Consider the following 18,854-nt stretch of genomic DNA (forward strand, 5'->3'; position numbering starts at 1 on the left):
AGAGGCGGTGGCCTCAGTCCGGAGCATTTGAAAACCAGAACCTCAGCCAGAAATGTGCCAACATTACGTGGGTAATATCGCTATCCGGAGAATAACGTGTTCGGAAAACTGTTTTTAAACTACATGCCAGGGTTACAAAATTTATTAGCCTACGATAAAAGCTGGTTAAAACATGATGTTAAAGCCGGGTTATCCGTTGCGGCTGTCGCGTTACCCGTTGCTATTGCTTATGCCGAGTTGGCGGGTGTTGGGGCAATCGTGGGGCTGTATTCCTGCGTTTTACCGATGATAGCGTATGCACTGTTTGGTTCTTCACGTCAGCTTATTGTTGGCCCTGATGCAACAACCTGCGCGGTGATTGCGGCCGTCGTGGTTCCGCTGTCTGCCGGAAATCCCGAACTGCACTGGCAACTGACGATCATCATGACATTAATGATGGGCGGGTGGTGCCTGCTCGCCAGTAAATTTCGCCTGGGCGCGCTTGCCGATCTGCTTTCTCATCCCATTCTTACTGGTTTACTTAATGGCGTAGCCGTAACGATTATTGTTGGGCAATTAGGTAAGGTTCTGGGGATTAAGCTTGATGAGGCGCAGGTAATTGAGAAAATAATTGCCTTGCCAGGCCGAATTTCAGACAGCCATTTATTAACCCTAGGGATATCACTTTTAACGTTAGCTATTTTAATGGCTATCAAAACGTATCGCAGCCACTGGCCTGCACCTTTGATTGCCATTGTGATAACAACGGCGCTGGTATGGGGGACATCTGCACAAAATTATGGGATTGCCACTATTGGAGGGGAAGGTTTCCAGTCTGGTTTACCCGTCGTTAACTGGACGGCGTTTCAGCCCGGTCTGATGCGTGATTTAGTGATCCCGGCGCTGAACCTGGCGTTGGTCAGTTTTGTCAGTCTGATGCTGACCGCTCGCAGTTTCGCCGCGAAAAATGGCTATGAAATTAATGCTGATGCTGAGTTCAGAGCGCTGGGTATTGCGAATCTCATGTCTGGATTATCGCAGGGGTTTGCTATCAGTGGAGCCGATTCCCGGACTGCGGTTAATGATTCAACTGGGGGGAAAAGTCAGCTGGTTTCCGTGGTCGCAGCCTTACTCATTGGTATCGTGGTAGTATTTTTCACTCAGCCATTACAATTTATTCCCGTTTCTGCATTAGGTATTGTTCTAATGTATGCATCGTGGTCATTGATTGATTTACGTGGGCTATGGAACCTGAGGCGAAGAAATAAACAGGCATTTCGCCTGGCTTTCTTCACGTTTGGCTGTGTTTTAATTATCGGCGTTATCCAGGGGATCGGGCTTGCGGTGTTGCTTGGCCTGTTACAGTTCCTGCGTACAGTCTTTCGCCCCTCTGAGCACTTACTGGGAACTGACGAAAATGGAATGATTCACTCATTAGGTAATACAACCGATATTAAAATGATCCCGGGCGTGCTGATGTATCGATTTAACTCCCCGTTGACCTATTTTAATGTGGCTTATTTTAAACGTCGGGTATTGAACTTAGTTGATGGTGCAGCATTACAACCTAAATGGGTGGTCATTGATGCCGTTGCCTGCTTCACCTATTCAGATATCAGTGTCCTGGCAACCATTAATGAGTTAAAGCGCGACCTGAAAGGTCGACAGATCACGTTAATCCTTGCGGGCAGGAAAACGGAATTAACACGCTGGTTTAAAGAAAGTCGGCCAACAATGAAAGATGATGACATGATTCTGGCCCCCGATCTCTATCTGGCACTCCGGTTCATTCAAAGCAAAGAGAGTGTGAGTGAGGGGGAATCAGCCGGTGATGTATAACCAACATCTGGTCATCATCAGGTTATGGCTGACCATTCACCAGGAAATTGAGATAAGTTCAGTTCAGTAGTCCGGCTCCGACGTTCACCGACAGACCAAGGATCGCCAGATTGAAAACAAAAGAAATCACCGACTGGAGCAACGTAATTTGTCGCATGTCGGTGGTACCGGTCGCCACATCGGCGGTTTGTGACGCTACAGCGATGGTGAAGGAAAAATAAAGGAAATCCCAGTAACCCGGTTCCTCTGGTTTTTCCGGAAAGATCATCGGCGTGACGTCTTTACTTCGGTGCAGGTAATGGTGGTGAGCGTAATGCATGGCAAATGAGGTGGGTAACAAGGCCCAGGAAACCGCCAGCGTGGTGCCGGTCAGCAGCAGATGCAGCACGCGCGGTGTGCCGGTGAGGTGCTTTAGTGAGGTCAGCTCAATCAGGATCGCCAGGATACTGACCAGGCAGCCGAGAATCACCATGCCCAGCACCAGCCCCGCGCTCTCATCCTGTATTCTGGCAATATGCGGAATATCCTGCACATCAGTACGTAACATACGAAACCACATAAAGAACAGATATAGCCAAGCCAGCACGTTCCAGCCTATCAGCAACCGTTGCAGATCTCCCAACTCAGGGGGAAGGGCTAAAAAGCAGATGACTCCGGCCAACATAGCAATCAGTAAACGCATGCGCCCGTGAAAATAAGTTCTGAAAGAAAAGAGCATGATGTGTGTGTATTAGCGAAGGGACGATAGATTAACTATAGACACCCGTTGAACTCACAACACAAAGCTGACATCCCATCCTGTGTTAGATCGTAGAAACTGCCTTAAGGTAATTTAATCGCTCTCTGGTTATGACGTGGCGCTTGCGCGTCATGCTGGAAAACTAATTTAGGCAAGTGCTGATAGTGTAGCGTGTATTTTCTCTGCACCACCGTAAAGAGCATGTCCACTAATCATGTGCTCGTTGCCATTAACCGTTGCCAGCAGCATAGGCACCCCTCTGATACCTTTCTGGTTCATAAGGTGCTTCACTTCAGCGATCCTCTTGTCCGTCATGCGCCGCAGCTCTTTATCAGTATCAAGCGCCAGGATAACCTGATCGTGCTTAAACACGAGGTTATTTTCCCCGGCCCAGGCCTCGAAGATATCACCCACCACGTCAGGTCTCGAGGTGTCTCGCCCCTCGACATAGCGGGCATGCTGTAGCGTATGAAGGAGACCTGTCTCGGCCGCCGGGTTGATGTCACGTACCATTGTCAGAGCTCGGTTCATAAACGTCGAATCAAACCGTGTACCGGTCAGCAGAAGCTGATGATAGTTCTCGCTGAACGGCTGGCCGGTGAGGGATGCGATGCGCTGATCGTTTGACCAGGCGTATTCTGCCCATTGTGCGGTGATATCCCGGGCCCCTTCGTCACTGAAAAGACCGCTGGGCATCAGCTCAAGTTTTTCAGCGTAATGCTGAGCAAGGTAGCCCAGAGCTGGCGCGCTGGCGTAGCACCAGCCGCAAAGTGGATCAAAAAAATACTGAATTTTCTCGAAATGCATATTGCCTCCTTCATAATGGGATACCGCCATTATAATGAGTTCGAACCTGGCTAAAAACAGGCATTCAGTAAATGCAGTGTTGCGCAAAATGAGCGAATGGCAGACGGTTAAATCTTTGCGGAACCGATCTAACAAATGTATCAGTGGGGGCTAGAGAATCAGTCTGAACTGGATACCATAGAAGCTTGGTACGCGCCGTGGCTCCAGTATGATGAATTACCCCTGAATCATAAACCACATGCTAAAAGGGAATAATGCCACCCCTTGTTAAGAAGAGGCGGACGGTAGAATCATTCACCCTGGAATGCTTTGTTTGAAGGCCCATTCAATCAGATTAGCAACGTATTCAGGTTGCGAAACCATAGACATATGGCTTGAGTTAATCCGGGACACATTAGCTCCGGTTTGACGGGCAAAATGCGCCTGTACTTCCGGTGGAAGGGCATGGTCATGACCTGCTCCCCATAAATTAAGATATTGCGATGTTATCAACGTCCGCTCCTGGCACGGTGCAGACAGAGAGCAAGGTCATAAGGTCCGCTGTGAGCGAGAAGCGGACATTTACCTCTTTGTTCCAGTGGCCAAATTTAGTGCACCACTACACACCAAAACACATGAGCAGCTATAAGCTTGCTGTCAGTGCTGTTTGTTAGCTATCATCACTGTTAGCTCTTTAGCGTATGGACGGTTTTTGCGTCTAGTCGGGCGGTTAGCCAGACTCTAACTTATTGAGCACTTTTATGATTGCGATAAACACTTCATCGCATCATAAAGTGTTATGATGCGATGAAGTGTTTATCGCGGCTTCTAGTAAAGGGCTTTCAGGGTGACGGGGCATAATTGCGTTCTGCCACCCTGAATTATAAACGATAGATGAAAATAGAGATCCCATATCAGGACATCGGCATTAGCAGAATTAAGCTTGCATCTAGTGCACGGCGAAGTCCGCTAAAGTATAAAGTCTATAAAATACCCAAGCGTCACTCTGGAGTCAGAGTAATTGCTCAGCCTACCCCAGAAGTGAAAGATCTGCAACGCAGACTCGTTGGGTTTCTTCGTACTCAACTCACGGTCCATCCCTGCGCCACCGCTTACGAGCCGGGGAAAGGCATCAGGGAAAACGCACAGCAGCATGTAAACAATCGTTATCTGTTGAAGATGGATTTTTCCAATTTCTTTAACAGCATCAAGCCTGAGATGTTTAAAAATGCGCTGTTGCATGATTCTGTGGAAATTGATGACAGTACTTTAATGCTGTTGAACAACATCTTTTTTTGGTGTCCGGGTAAGAAACTCTCGGGCAAACTGGTATTAAGTGTCGGCGCACCATCATCACCGTTTATTTCTAACTATGTGATGAAAAAATTTGACCAGTTGTTGTCGGAAATATGCGCTAAGGCGGGTATAACCTACACCCGTTATGCGGATGACATGACCTTTTCAACTCAGCGTGAGAATGTGCTGTTTATGCTCAAAGAGCAAATTGCCACACTGCTCGCACAATCCGGTTATGAAAATATCACCATCAATGAAAGCAAAACTGTATTTTCATCGAAAGCGCATAATCGTCATGTTACTGGTGTGACTCTGACGAATGACAACCAACTGTCGGTTGGCCGAAAAAATAAACGTTATGCCTCATCATTGATCTTCAGATTTAAACTGGGGGAACTCAGTACTGATGAAACTCTAACGTTAAAAGGCTTACTTGCACATTATTTCCATATTGAGCCGGGATTTAAGCTCTCAATGAAAAAAAAATACGGCGTAGCAATTATTAATGACATCGTCAATTATCAGGAATAAATAAATGAATCGGACGGTTAGAAAAATAAAAAACGGTGCTGATCATGGTAATTCTCTCAAAGACCAGTACAAAATGTTTAAGTATTATAAAGAGGGGATGTTTGTTGAGGTCGACTCTGAAGAGTCTTCACGTTATCGTCAGATGTGTCTTAATAACCTGAACGAATCACAGTTTCGTTTAAAAAGAGTAAGGCTGGTAAACTATAAAGGCTTTAACGAACTATCGATTAATCTGGATAACGATGTTATCCTGATCGCCGCAAATAATGGCTATGGTAAGACGGGGATTCTGGAAGCGATTTATCTCTCTCTTTCATGGTTTTATCGACTGGTTTATGGTTCTAACCAGGGATGGAAGTTCGGTGATAAATACATCAACCGCCGAGTCAGTAATGCCGGGATGCTAGTTAATCTGGAAGTTTCGGTGGGGAATGACAAAAATTCCTCCGACTATCAGATCGACATTGCCCGCTCCCTTGGTGCTTTTTCGGTTAAAAGTGACTATGCTGATTTTAAAGACTTGGCTGAAATGTATATCGAATTTCAGAACAGTGGCATTGTGGCACCGATGTTTGCTTACTACTCAGTAGAGCGAGGTAAGAATTACCCAGATGGTGGATTCGCATCTGTGATTGAAGGCGGTTCCAGCAAACTGTTGGACAAACTTTACCCGGACTCTTCACTGACGCTTTCTTCTAACATTTTTGCCAACTTTATTAAATGGGCTGCCGAAATAAAGATTAAAAAAAGCGTTTCTAGCGAAGATGAACAAAGTGAAAAAATCAAAAGTCTCAAAGAGTTCATCTATCACATCAGTCATTCTGATCTTGACGAAGAAATAAAAAACACGCTAATTAGCCAGAAAAAGAAGGAAGTCGAAATCATCTTGAGCAGCCAACCGGCGGATAAATTGACCAATCTTGACCGGATGGAAAAGATTGTGGATATGATTTTCGCACTGGGATGTGATTTCATTGATGATATTTCTTCTATCCAGTTAAAATACGATGAAAAGCTGGATGCATTAGATCTTGTATGTATAAAGCGAGATTGTGAAATTAGTGCTTCCTATCTCTCTCATGGTGAGAAGAGCACGCTTTCATTGCTATTCGATATCGCTTTGAAGCTGATCTATACCTGTGGCACCGAAGACCCATTCAACGGTCACGGAATCGTTTTTATAGATGAGGTTGAATTACACCTGCATCCCTCATGGCAGCAGTCCCTGCTCAGTAAATTGAAAAAAACCTTCCCTAATGTCAAAATTATTGCCACCACCCATAGCCCTAATATCCTGAATACTGTTGAAGAACAGGCGATCAGGAAAATTAAAATCAAGGATAATCGATTTTATATTGAGGTTCCGACCTTTTCATATGGTGCAAAATCTTCTCAGGTGCAGAGTGATATCCAGGATGTTGCAGCACGGCCCGATGTCGAGCCAGTACAAAATCTTACACGTTTCCGTGAGATGATGAAAAACAATCAGTACGACACACCAGAAGCTCAGGCGCTTCTAGAGAAAATTCTGCAATGGGGTGATGATCATGACCCGGATGTTACCAAACTGAAAATTGATCTGGAACTCAGAATAAAGCGTAATGCCAAAAAGGTTAGCAAGGAGCAATAATGAGAGGCTTTAGGAAAGGGCGGCTGAGCAACAACATTCTGGACGATTATATTGCGGTGCCAGGAAATGAGAATAATGGCTGGAAGGATGAATTCTATACCACCCTGGCTTCTGACGACAGGGACCGTCTGAAAAATGAGATAATTACCGATCAGGCTGGTCTCTGTGCCTATTGTGAAAAAGCACTCAGAGATGAAGGTGACAACAAACCACTAGGATTTAAAGTTGAACACTTTATTCCTGAAAACAGCAAAACTATTAAAGAAAAGATTGCGGCCGGGCAGCCCGCACCCACCACTAACTACTCGCTGTTGTGGACTAATCTGTTGGGGTGTTGCTTTGGCGGGGAACACCCGCGCTCAGCAAGCTATGATAAGTCCCTGACAGATCGAACTAATCTGAGCTGTGATGTACCAAAATCTAATCATAACTGGTCGGAATTGATCCTCGATCCTTCTCAACAGCCTCCTGACGATGGTACATGGTTTGAATTCGATGAAGATGGATTGATGTATGTCTCCGCAGATTGCCCGACCCAGTATGTGAATAAAGCCCGGCAATCAATAGAAATGTTGAATTTAAATTGTGTCAGATTAACCCGTTTACGGCTGGCAGCACTGGAGTCACTTAGTACTATTAGTGATGAAGCGGATATCGCTGCATTACTCAGCAAGGATGCTGCAGGTATCTACGGTGAGTTTATCTCTCTGAGAAAGTGGTATCTGGCTTAAGTTATTGCGCTCACTTAGGGGGCACCGCCGTCTGCCCCATCCTGCTGCATTTGTGCCTTTGCTGACGATCAATAACCGATTTGACCGCCTCCCGTTTGATTGATTCATCATGATGACAGCAACGTCCGCTCCTGGCACAAAGCGGACCGCCTAAAAGACCATAGAGTCAGCTATAAACAAGGGCCAGCAACACTCTCTCCCGTCCACCACACACAACCCATCCCTCGCCACAACACACTTCCCTTCTTCGATTTTGCACAACCCCACACTACAGAATGTCGAGAGAAAGCAGGGCGTTTGCTATGCTATGGCAAACCAATAAGGAGAGCGCAGATGACACAAGGTGCAGTGAAAACACCAGGTAAACGTTCGCAGGCGGTGAGCGCCAAGAAACAGGCGATCCTCAGTGCGGCGCTGGAGACGTTTTCGCAGTTTGGCATCCACGGCACGCGGCTGGAGCAGGTGGCAGAGCAGGCCGGGGTGTCAAAAACCAATCTGCTCTATTACTACCCGTCCAAAGAGGCGCTTTATGTTGCGGTGATGCAGCAGATCCTCGATATCTGGCTGGCCCCACTGAAGGCGTTCCGCCAGGAGTTCGCCCCGCTGGTGGCAATCAAAGAGTATATTCGCCTGAAGCTGGAGGTATCGCGCGATTACCCGCAGGCGTCGCGACTGTTCTGTCTGGAGATGTTGCAGGGCGCACCGCTACTGCGGGCCGAACTGACGGGAGATTTAAAACAACTGGTCGATGATAAGTCGGCAATTATCGCCGAATGGGTGGCCAGCGGAAAACTGGCTCCCGTCGACCCGCATCATCTGATCTTTATGATTTGGGCCTCCACCCAGCATTACGCTGACTTTGCGGCCCAGGTCGAAGCGGTGACCGGTAAGACATTACAGGATGAGGCATTTTTCCAGAGCACGCTGGAAAACGTGCAGCGGATGATTATTGAAGGGATCCGCGTGCGTTAATTTGCCGGTGGGAGAGGGCAGCTTAAATCGCCCTCTTCGCACTGCATCAGTGAGGCAAGAAAGGCTTCGCGCTCCACGGTTTTTTCCGTCAGGCACTGATTCACAATCATTGGCTGAATGCTGCCGCCTTCGGTTCCGGAACCCACAAACGTACAGTCCGCATCACGCAGGGCGATCCACGCCTGCTGTGCTTTTTTCAACAGATCCCGTTGTGGGGCTGCCGCGCGTTTGATGGCCGCCTGGTAGGTCTGGTTGAGCTTTTTATCTGCTGCCTGGTATTGCTGTGCCGTACAGGTGTTGAGTTCCAGCTGGGTGCTGGCGTTCGCGCACTCGTCGGCCAGCGCGTTTGCGCTCAGCAACAATGCCGCACCTGCGATCAGGTAGTGTTTCATACATTCCCCATAAAAAAGGCTCCGTCTCCGGAGCCTTATTAGCACAGCGTTAGCCTATTGTCATCAGGCTCGCGTTACCTCCCGCCGCCGCGGTGTTGACGCTGAGCGAGCGCTCAACGTACAGACGCTCCAGAAGCAGGTTGGTTTCGCCGCGTGCAAAGCCCTGCACCGAAACAATCGCTCCGCTGCGGGCTGCAACCTGTTCGCACAGCTCGCGTAACTGGTCGGAATCGCCGTGGTAGATCACCGCATCAAACGGCTGGGTCAGCAGGACATCGGCCTTCGCAAAGTGGATGCGGGCAGAAACTGCCTTCGGCAGCTGTTTCGCCAGGTCACGATGCAGGCCATCTTCCGGCCACAGCACTTCACAACCCGTTGCGGCAGCGGCGGCCAGTTGAACCAGCGCATCCTGCTCGTTATCCGCGACGCACAGCACGCGTTCGCGCGGCATGAGCGTCCAGGTGTTGCGCTCGCCGGTTGGCCCCGGCAGCAGACGCTGTGTGCCTGCCTGCGCCAGCTCGCCATATTGCTGAGCAACAGCGCGCAGTTCAGGACGTTTATCGGCCCACTTGATGAGCGCTTCCAGTGGCTGAGTCAGCACCGCTTTCAGCTGTGTATCCACCGGACGTTCTGCATCCTGACGCGCCAGCGTTACGCCCAGCGCATTTTCCGGGCGGTTTGCCAGCAGGCGGTACAGGTAGAGTGGTCCACCGGCTTTAGGCCCGGTTCCGGACAACCCTTCGCCGCCGAACGGCTGAACGCCCACGACTGCGCCGACCATGTTGCGGTTCACATACAGGTTGCCCACTTTGGCACTGCCGGTGACCTGGGCGATGGTTTCATCGATACGGGTATGCACACCGAGCGTCAGGCCGTAGCCAGAAGCGTTGATCTGCTCAATCAGCTCGTTCAGGTTGTTGCGGTTGTAGCGCACCACGTGCAGCACCGGGCCGAAGACCTCTTTTTTCAGTTCGTCGAAGCTTGCCAGTTCGATAAGCGTAGGCGGGACAAAGGTACCGGTCTGCCATTCACGGGCATCTTCGTTGTTTTCACGGACGGCCTGGAACACCGGACGACCTTTGGCGCGCATGGTCTGAATGTGGTTTTCGATATTGCCTTTGGCTTCCACGTCGATAACCGGCCCGATGTCGGTAGTGAGACGACCCGGGTTGCCCATACGGCATTCGGCCATTGCACCGCGCAGCATCTTCAGCGTGTGGTCTGCCACGTCATCCTGCAGGCACAGCACGCGCAGGGCGGAGCAGCGTTGTCCGGCACTGTCGAACGCGGAGGCCAGCACGTCGACCACCACCTGCTCGGTCAGCGCGGAGGAGTCAACAATCATGGCGTTCATGCCACCGGTTTCCGCCACCAGCGGCGTTGGACGACCCTGTGCGTCAAGGCGTGTCGCAATATTGCGCTGCAGCAGCGTTGCCACTTCGGTGGAGCCGGTAAACATCACGCCGCGCACGCGGTTATCGGTGGTCAGCTTCGCACCCACCGTTTCACCACGACCTGGCAGAAGCTGGATAACGCCTGCCGGTACGCCCGCTTCCAGCAGAATGCTAATTCCCTGTGCGGCAATCAGCGGTGTTTGCTCTGCCGGTTTTGCCAGCACGCTGTTGCCTGCCGCGAGTGCGGCGGCAATCTGGCCGGTGAAAATCGCCAGCGGGAAGTTCCACGGGCTGATACAGACCACCGGGCCCAGCGGGCGATGGGTTTCGTTATCGAAATCATCACGAACCTGGCCTGCGTAGTAGTGCAGGAAGTCGACCGCCTCGCGGATTTCGGCAATAGCGTTGCTGAAGGTTTTACCCGCTTCACGCACCAGAATACCGATGAGCGATTGCATCTGATCTTCCATCAGCACCGCAGCACGTTCCAGAATGGCGGCACGCTCCTGAGGCGGCGTGGCGAACCAGATAGGGGCATTGTTCACCGCACTGTCCAGTGCCAGGTCAACTTCCGCTTCCGTGGCTTCACGCACGTAACCGACAATATCTTTTGGCTCTGCCGGGTTAATCACTGGCTGCATTTCGCCGTCAGCAACAGCCTGCTCCAGGATCGGTTTGGCCTGCCATTTATGTAATGCGCTGTTGAGCAGAGCAGAAGAGAGGGACGCCAGACGGTGTTCGTTAGCGAGATCCAGACCCGCAGAGTTGACGCGGCCTGTGCCATACAGCTCACGCGGCAGGGCAATCTTCGGATGCGGCAGACCAATCTGGCCTTCCTGTGCTGCCATTTTCTCAACGGCCTGCACCGGGTCGGCGACCAGCTCGTCCAGCGGTAGCGTGGTGTCGGCAATGCGGTTAACGAAGGAGGTGTTCGCCCCGTTCTCCAGCAGACGACGCACCAGGTACGCCAGCAGGGTTTCATGTGTGCCTACCGGGGCATAAATACGGCACGGACGGTTCAGCTTGCCATCCGCCACTTTCCCGGTGACCTGCTCGTACAGCGGTTCACCCATGCCGTGCAGGCACTGGAATTCATACTGACCCGGGTAGTAGTTCTGCCCGGCGAGGCTGTAAATCGCCGCCAGGGTGTGGGCGTTGTGGGTCGCGAACTGTGGGTAGATCAGGTTTGGCACGCCAAGCAGTTTTTTCGCGCAGGCAAGATAGGAGACGTCGGTGTAAACCTTGCGGGTATAGACCGGGTAGCCTTCCAGGCCGTCCATCTGCGCGCGTTTGATTTCGCTGTCCCAGTATGCGCCTTTCACCAGACGGATCATCAGGCGACGGCGGCTGCGGGTGGCGAGGTCAATCAGGTAGTCGATCACGAACGGGCAGCGTTTCTGGTAGGCCTGAATAACAAAGCCAATGCCGTTCCAGCCGGCGAGTTCAGGTTCGAAGCACAGTTTTTCCAGCAGATCGAGGGAGATCTCCAGACGGTCGGCCTCTTCGGCGTCGATATTGATGCCGATGTCATACTGGCGCGCCAGCATCGTCAGAGATTTCAGGCGCGGGTACAGCTCGTCCATCACGCGGTCATACTGCGCACGGCTGTAGCGCGGGTGCAGGGCGGACAATTTAATCGAGATGCCCGGGCCTTCATAAATGCCACGGCCATTAGAGGCTTTACCGATGGCGTGGATCGCCTGTTGGTAAGAGACCATATACGCCTGGGCATCGGCAGCGGTCAGCGCCGCTTCGCCCAGCATGTCGTAAGAGTAGCGGAAACCTTTATCTTCCAGCTTGCGGGCATTGGCCAGCGCTTCGGCAATGGTTTCGCCGGTCACAAACTGTTCACCCATCAGGCGCATCGCCATGTCCACACCTTTGCGGATCAGCGGTTCACCGCTCTTACCGATAATGCGGTTCAGGGAGCGGGATAGGTTGGCTTCGTTATGGGTAGAGACCAGTTTGCCGGTAAACAGCAGGCCCCAGGTCGCCGCGTTAACGAACAGCGACGGGCTGCGGCCAATGTGTGACTGCCAGTTACCGTTACTGATTTTGTCGCGGATCAGTGCATCGCGGGTGGCTTTATCGGGGATACGTAGCAGCGCTTCCGCCAGACACATCAGCGCCACGCCTTCCTGTGAGGAGAGGGAGAACTCCTGCAGCAGGCTTTGCACCATCCCGGCACGGCCGCTGGCCGTTTTCTGGCTACGCAGCTTGTCGGCAAGCTGATACGCCAGGCTGTGCGCCTGGGCGGCAATGGCGTCTGGCAGGCGAGCCTGCTCCAGCAGCATCGGGACTGCGTCAGTTTCGGCACGGCGGTAAGCGCCGGTAATGGCGGCACGGCTGACGGACTGGGGCAGGATCTGCTCGGCGAATTCGAGGAACGGCTGATGGCTCTCTTCGGCTGCCGGAGTGGCGTCATCGCTTTCATTGGCTGCACCCGCCAGCAGGGCTGGCAGCTCTGGCAGGCCATCTTCACTCTCCAGCCTTTCCAGATAGTTAAAAATCGCCTGCTTGATTAGCCAGTGCGGCGTGCGGTCAATGCGGGTCGCTGCGCTCTTAATCCGTTCGCGGGTCGCGTCATCCAGCTTAACCCCCATAGTGGTCATACCCATGCCAAAACTCCTGTTGTTCTGTAGTCGTGTTCTGTCGTTAGCGTGAAATATCCATCATGTTGCAACTTTGTGCAACCGTGTTAAATGTGACCTGGTTTGCAAGCTGGAAAATGAATGGATTGTTAATGGATGGTTAGCTGGAAAAAAGTGCTGGCTTCTGAATCCGAAGCCTGTTTTTATGCGGGACTTAACATTTTTAAAAGGTGCAACCCGCAAAAGCGTGAGCGAGTGCAACCTATGGGAAAGACGTATAAAACCAGGGATGAATTTGATGTAAATGCAGTGTTAAATCGTTTGTCAGCGGGATGCGCATGCGGCAGGATAGCGCGCCCAATGGAAACACATACACACATCACTACGTTCCGGTGATCATATAACAAGGCAACCCGGATGGTTGTCGCTCGACATTTTGGAGAATTTGAATGGCAATTAGCACACCGATGCTGGTGACATTTCTCGTTTATATTTTTGGCATGATCCTGATAGGGTTTTTGGCATGGCGTTCAACGAAGAACTTTGACGACTATATTCTGGGCGGACGTAGTTTAGGGCCAATGGTGACGGCACTCTCTGCGGGTGCATCGGACATGAGCGGCTGGCTGCTGATGGGCCTGCCGGGTGCGATTTTCATCTCTGGTATTTCAGAAAGCTGGATCGCCATCGGCCTGACCGTCGGCGCGTGGATCAACTGGAAGCTGGTGGCTGGCCGTCTGCGCGTGCATACCGAAGCCAACAACAACGCCCTGACGCTGCCGGACTACTTTAGCGGACGTTTTGAAGATAACAGCCGTATCCTGCGCATCATCTCCGCGCTGGTTATCCTGGTGTTCTTCACCATCTATTGTGCTTCCGGCATTGTGGCCGGTGCGCGTCTGTTCGAAAGCACCTTCGGCATGAGCTATGAAACGGCGCTGTGGGCCGGTGCGGCGGCGACTATCCTCTACACCTTCGTGGGCGGCTTCCTGGCCGTAAGCTGGACGGATACCGTGCAGGCGAGCCTGATGATTTTCGCGCTGATCCTGACGCCAGTGATTGTGATTTTCACCGTCGGTGGCTTTGCTGATTCTCTGGAAGTGATTAAGCAGAAGAGCATTGAAAACGTCGATATGCTGAAAGGGCTGAACTTCGTTGCCATCGTGTCTCTGATGGGCTGGGGTCTGGGCTACTTCGGTCAACCGCATATTCTGGCGCGCTTTATGGCCGCTGATTCCCACCACACCATCGTACATGCACGTCGTATCAGTATGACGTGGATGATCCTCTGCCTGGCGGGTGCGTGTGCCGTAGGCTTCTTCGGTATCGCCTACTTCAACAATAACCCGGCGCAGGCGGGTGCGGTGAACCAGAACGCCGAGCGTGTGTTCATTGAGCTGGCGCAAATTCTGTTTAACCCGTGGATTGCCGGTATCTTGCTGTCGGCCATTCTGGCGGCGGTAATGTCCACCCTGAGCTGCCAGCTGCTGGTGTGCTCCAGTGCTATCACTGAAGATCTGTACAAAGCGTTCCTGCGTAAAGGGGCAAGCCAGAAAGAGCTGGTGTGGGTAGGGCGTTTCATGGTGCTGGTGGTGGCATTGGTTGCCATTGCGCTGGCGGCGAACCCTGAGAACCGCGTGCTGGGCCTGGTGAGCTACGCGTGGGCGGGCTTCGGTGCTGCGTTTGGCCCGGTAGTGCTCTTCTCCGTGCTGTGGTCACGTATGACCCGTAACGGCGCGCTGGCGGGAATGCTCATTGGTGCGGTGACCGTTATCGTCTGGAAACAGTTCGCCTGGCTGGGCCTGTACGAAATCATTCCTGGCTTCATCTTCGGCAGTATCGGCATTGTGGCGTTCAGCCTGCTGGATAAAGCACCGTCAGCGGCAATGCAGAAACGCTTTGCCGACGCGGATGCGCATTACCACTCTGCACCGCCGTCAAAACTGCAGCCGGAATAAATTCCGTCTCGCTCCTGGAGGCCGGGTAAGCGGTAGCGCTACCCGGCTTTTTCTTGCAAATTTTCTGTAATTACGTTGATATCGCTGCACTTATAACAATGAGGATAGCGAAGAATGATGATTAAAACAGGGTTGATGGCGGCAGCATTATTGATGCTGGCAGGCTGTAACGCCCCATCGCAACACGCTGCGGCGGATACCTGCAAAGCGGATAACCAGATGCAGCAAACCACGCTCTATTTCGGGCTGAACCGCCCGGCAGGGAAAGAGATCACCGGCCAGGAGTGGCAGCAGTTTGTTGACCAGGACGTGACGCCACGTTTTCGTGATGGCTTAACGGTGTTTGATGCACGCGGGCAGTGGCTGGGCAACGACGGGAAAGTAGCACGCGAGCAGAGTAAGGCGCTGATGCTGATCCACGGTAAAGATGCCCAGAGCGAGAAGAATATTGAGGCGTTACGCGGGATTTATAAATCACGCTTTGCGCAGGAATCGGTGATGCGTGTTGATCAGCCGGTGTGCGTGCAGTTTTGATAAAACCAGCCGGGTGGCGCTAACGCTTACCCGGCATTAACTCACAATACTAACCCTGCAACGCTCGCCGACAGCAAGCTTACCAGCGTCGCGCCATACACCAGACGCAGACCGAAGCGGGATACCACGTTCCCCTGTTGCTCGTTCAGGCCCTTAATTGCCCCTGCCACAATGCCGATGGAGGCGAAGTTAGCAAACGAGACCAGGAAGATGGACAAAATCCCCAGCCCGCGCGGTGTCATCTGGTGGGCAATTTTTTGCAGCTCAATCATCGCCACAAATTCATTCGCCACCAGCTTGGTCGCCATAATACTCCCGGCATTCAGGGCGTCGCTCAGCGGAATACCGACCAGCCACGCCAGCGGATAAAACACATAACCCAGGATCTGCTGGAAACTCATGCCAAATACGCTGGAGAAGAGGGCGTTGATGGCGCTAATCAGGGCAATAAAGCCCATCAGCATCGCCAGAATAATCATCGCCACTTTAAAGCCTGCCAGAATATACTCACCCAGCATTTCAAAGAAGCTCTGGGATTCGTGCAGTTTTTCTAGTTTGATATCCGGCTCGGCTTCCGGACGTGCCGGGTTGATAACAGAGAGAATAATAAAGGTGCTGAACATGTTCAGAACAAGTGCCGCCACGACAAATTTGGCGTCGAGCATCGTCATATAGGCACCCACAATCGACAGGGAAACGGTTGACATGGCCGTTGCTGCCATCGTGAACAAACGACGGGAAGAGAGATCGCCAAGTATCCCTTTGTATGCAATAAAGTTTTCTGACTGACCGAGGATCAGTGAACTCACTGCGTTAAAGGACTCCAGCTTGCCCATGCCATTCAGTTTTGACAGCAGCGTACCGATGACCCGAATAAAGACTGGCAGAATTCGCCAGTGCTGAAGAATACCAATCAGTGCAGAGATAAAAATAATCGGGCAGAGCACGCCGAGGAAGATGAATGCCAGCCCTTTTTCACCCATCCCGCCAAAGACAAAATTGGTGCCTTCAGCGGCGAATTTAAGCAGTGACTCAAAGAAACCCGACACATATTTAATCAGAAACAGGCCGCTTTCGGCATGCAGGAAAAAGAACGCCAGGGCGATCTCAATTACAATCAGCTGTAAAACAAAGCGAATACGAATTTTTCGGCGGTCAAAACTCGTAAGCCAGGCAAGCGCAAGAATAATCACCAGCGCCAGCAGGAAATGGACAACGTTATACATAGTTTTATTTCAGTTGGTTTTTGAGGCGCATATTTAGCCACAGCGCTGATTAACCGTAAATGAGCATTTTCTTTATACGTTATAAACCTAACGATAACCACTGAAACTATTACCCTGCGAGTTTTTTACATCTCATCATCAAAACGCCACACATTTCGCTTGTGTTTCTTTTCTCCGTAATGATAATCACTATCACAAGAATTTACCTTTCTTTTCACCAGTTGACCGCGATAAACATTTAAGGTGTCGGCATGTTTGTTCCATTTCTCATTATGTTACGTGAGGGGCTTGAAGCGGCCCTCATTGTCAGCCTGATCGCCAGTTATCTGAAGCGAACCCAGCGCGGACGCTGGATTAGCGTTATGTGGGTTGGGGTTGTCCTCGCCGCAGCGCTCTGCCTGGGGCTGGGGATCCTTATCAATGAAACCACCGGAGAATTTCCGCAGAAAGAACAAGAGCTGTTTGAAGGCATCGTCGCCGTGATTGCGGTGGTGATCCTCACCTGGATGGTGTTCTGGATGCGTAAAGTCTCCCGCAACGTGAAAGTGCAACTGGAGCAGGCGGTGGATAACGCATTGCAGAAGGGCAATAACCACGGCTGGGCACTGATCATGATGGTCTTTTTTGCGGTGGCGCGGGAAGGTCTGGAATCTGTCTTCTTCCTGCTGGCTGCGTTTCAACAGGATGTCGGTATCTGGCCGCCGCTGGGCGCAATGCTGGGGCTGGCCACCGCCGTGGTGCTGGGCTTCCTGCTCTACTGGGGCGGCATTCGTCTTAACCTGGGGGCGTTCTTCAAATGGACCAGCCTGTTCATTCTGCTGGTCGCGGCAGGGCTGGCGGCAGGGGCTATTCGCGCCTTCCACGAAGCGGGTCTGTGGAATCACTTCCAGGATGTGGCGTTTGACTTCAGTAACGTCCTCTCTACCCATTCTCTGACCGGCACGCTGCTCGAAGGTATCTTCGGCTATCAGGAAACGCCGAGCGTCAGCGAAGTGGCAATGTATTTCATCTATCTCATTCCGGCGCTGGTGCTGTTTTTTATGCCATCGCGCCCCAGCGCTCAGCCGTCGCGTACTGCGCCCTGAAGTGCACCGTGTAGTTACAACATACTTTTAAAAGGGAAGTGTCATGGCAATTCAATTTCGTCGTAGTGCGTTACAGGCGGGTGTGGCAGCGCTGATTGCATCTGCATTTGCAGCTCAGGCTGCTGATATTCCACAGGTTAAAGTGACGGTGAATGATAAACAGTGTGAGCCGATGACCATCACGGTCAACAGTGGCAAGACCCAGTTTATTATTCAGAACCATAGCCAGAAAGCGCTGGAGTGGGAGATCCTCAAAGGCGTGATGGTGGTGGAAGAGCGTGAAAACATCGCCCCTGGCTTCAGCCAGAAAATGACCGCTAACCTGCAGCCGGGTGAATATGACATGACCTGCGGCCTGTTGACGAACCCTAAGGGTAAGCTGATCGTTAAGGGCGAGGCCACGGCGGATGCCGCAAAAGGCGCGGCCTTGTTGAGCCTGGGTGATGCCATTACTGCCTATAAAACCTGGGTCGCCACAGAAACCGCCGGTCTGGTTACGAGCACCAAAGCCTTTACCGATGCGGTGAAAGCGGGGGATATCGAAAAAGCGAAATCCCTGTATGCGCCAACCCGTCAACACTACGAGCGCATCGAGCCGATTGCCGAACTGTTCTCTGACCTCGATGGCAGCATTGATGCCCGTGAAGATGATTACGAGCAGAAAGCCGCCGATCCGAAATTCACCGGTTTCCACCGTCTGGAAAAAGCCCTGTTTGGTGACAACTCCACCAAAGGCATGGAGAAATATGCCGATCAGCTGAACAGCGACGTGCTGGAGCTGCAAAAACGCATTAGCGAGCTGGCCTTCCCGCCGTCAAAAGTAGTGGGTGGGGCAGCCGGTCTGATCGAAGAAGTGGCCGCGAGCAAAATCAGTGGTGAAGAAGATCGTTACAGCCACACTGACCTGTGGGACTTCCAGGCGAACGTCGACGGTGCGCAGAAAATTGTCGATCTGTTGCGTCCTCAGTTGCAAAAAGAGAACAGCGAACTGTTGGCCAAAGTGGATGCCAACTTCAAAAAAGTCGACACCATTCTGGCGAAATACCGCACCAAAGACGGTTTTGAAACCTACGACAAACTGACCGATGCTGACCGTAACGCGCTGAAAGGCCCGATTACAACGCTGGCGGAAGATCTCTCTTTACTGCGTGGCGTACTGGGTCTGGACTAA

General features: G+C 51.7%; 14 protein-coding genes. 9 read left to right on the top strand and 5 right to left on the bottom strand.

The genetic code is table 11. The features are described from left to right. Positions 1-96 precede the first annotated feature (96 nt). Positions 97-1,818, top strand: coding sequence for a SulP family inorganic anion transporter (locus ACHHZ6_RS15490; RefSeq protein WP_395122602.1), 1,722 nt, complete (start codon positions 97-99; stop codon positions 1,816-1,818). Positions 1,819-1,876: 58 nt separating this feature from the next. On the opposite strand, the gene ACHHZ6_RS15495 is transcribed toward ACHHZ6_RS15490, so the two are convergent. After that, on the bottom strand, positions 1,877-2,536 hold the full coding sequence (locus tag ACHHZ6_RS15495; protein ID WP_395122603.1) for a DUF1345 domain-containing protein: 660 nt from the start codon (positions 2,534-2,536) through the stop codon (positions 1,877-1,879). 168 nt (positions 2,537-2,704) lie between these two features. Continuing rightward, on the bottom strand, positions 2,705-3,364 hold the full coding sequence (locus tag ACHHZ6_RS15500) for a DsbA family protein (RefSeq protein WP_395122605.1): 660 nt from the start codon (positions 3,362-3,364) through the stop codon (positions 2,705-2,707). A gap of 873 nt (positions 3,365-4,237) precedes the next feature. Between ACHHZ6_RS15500 and ACHHZ6_RS15505 the strand changes: the two genes are divergently transcribed. From ACHHZ6_RS15505 to rutR, 4 genes are all read left to right on the top strand, one after another. After that, entirely contained in the window at positions 4,238-5,170 is a 933-nt protein-coding gene (locus ACHHZ6_RS15505) for a retron St85 family RNA-directed DNA polymerase (protein WP_395122607.1), read from the top strand. Between the two features lie 4 nt (positions 5,171-5,174). Continuing rightward, positions 5,175-6,800 carry an AAA family ATPase gene (locus ACHHZ6_RS15510; protein WP_395122609.1) on the top strand — a complete coding sequence of 542 codons (1,626 nt, stop codon included), beginning with the start codon at positions 5,175-5,177 and terminating at the stop codon, positions 6,798-6,800. Then, positions 6,800-7,531: a retron system putative HNH endonuclease gene (locus ACHHZ6_RS15515; RefSeq protein ID WP_117256233.1), complete on the top strand. Its 732-nt coding sequence runs from the start codon at positions 6,800-6,802 to the stop codon at positions 7,529-7,531. The genes ACHHZ6_RS15510 and ACHHZ6_RS15515 overlap by 1 nt, the downstream gene beginning before the upstream one ends. Positions 7,532-7,864: 333 nt before the next feature. Then, complete coding sequence (gene rutR / locus ACHHZ6_RS15520; RefSeq protein ID WP_182274471.1) at positions 7,865-8,503, top strand: HTH-type transcriptional regulator RutR; 639 nt, start codon at positions 7,865-7,867, stop codon at positions 8,501-8,503. Here the strand turns inward: rutR and ACHHZ6_RS15525 are convergent. Both ACHHZ6_RS15525 and putA read right to left on the bottom strand, forming a co-directional pair. Beyond that, positions 8,500-8,895 carry a lysozyme inhibitor LprI family protein gene (locus ACHHZ6_RS15525; RefSeq protein ID WP_196391135.1) on the bottom strand — a complete coding sequence of 132 codons (396 nt, stop codon included), beginning with the start codon at positions 8,893-8,895 and terminating at the stop codon, positions 8,500-8,502. The genes rutR and ACHHZ6_RS15525 overlap by 4 nt on opposite strands. Positions 8,896-8,944: 49 nt before the next feature. Then, the gene (gene putA, locus ACHHZ6_RS15530) at positions 8,945-12,907 is read right to left on the bottom strand and encodes a trifunctional transcriptional regulator/proline dehydrogenase/L-glutamate gamma-semialdehyde dehydrogenase (RefSeq protein ID WP_395122611.1); all 3,963 of its coding nucleotides are present in this window, start codon (positions 12,905-12,907) and stop codon (positions 8,945-8,947) included. 422 nt (positions 12,908-13,329) lie between these two features. Here putA and putP point away from each other — a divergent pair, with 422 nt between their 5' ends. After that, positions 13,330-14,838 carry a sodium/proline symporter PutP gene (gene putP, locus ACHHZ6_RS15535; protein WP_182274474.1) on the top strand — a complete coding sequence of 503 codons (1,509 nt, stop codon included), beginning with the start codon at positions 13,330-13,332 and terminating at the stop codon, positions 14,836-14,838. A gap of 114 nt (positions 14,839-14,952) precedes the next feature. After that, positions 14,953-15,372: a DUF3574 domain-containing protein gene (locus ACHHZ6_RS15540; protein WP_182274475.1), complete on the top strand. Its 420-nt coding sequence runs from the start codon at positions 14,953-14,955 to the stop codon at positions 15,370-15,372. Positions 15,373-15,413: 41 nt separating this feature from the next. Here the strand turns inward: ACHHZ6_RS15540 and ACHHZ6_RS15545 are convergent, their stop codons facing one another. Beyond that, positions 15,414-16,598 (bottom strand): NupC/NupG family nucleoside CNT transporter, encoded by a 1,185-nt coding sequence (locus tag ACHHZ6_RS15545; protein ID WP_182274476.1) that lies wholly within the window; start codon positions 16,596-16,598, stop codon positions 15,414-15,416. Positions 16,599-16,849: 251 nt separating this feature from the next. Between ACHHZ6_RS15545 and efeU the strand changes: the two genes are divergently transcribed. Both efeU and efeO read left to right on the top strand, forming a co-directional pair. Next, a complete protein-coding gene (efeU, locus tag ACHHZ6_RS15550) occupies positions 16,850-17,683 on the top strand; it encodes an iron uptake transporter permease EfeU (RefSeq protein ID WP_182919766.1) in 834 nt (277 codons plus the stop codon). Positions 17,684-17,726: 43 nt separating this feature from the next. Beyond that, a complete protein-coding gene (gene efeO / locus ACHHZ6_RS15555) occupies positions 17,727-18,854 on the top strand; it encodes an iron uptake system protein EfeO (RefSeq protein WP_182274478.1) in 1,128 nt (375 codons plus the stop codon).

It is taken from the genome of Enterobacter cloacae complex sp. 2024EL-00214 (assembly GCF_043945575.1).
Lineage (GTDB): Bacteria > Pseudomonadota > Gammaproteobacteria > Enterobacterales > Enterobacteriaceae > Enterobacter > Enterobacter cloacae_P.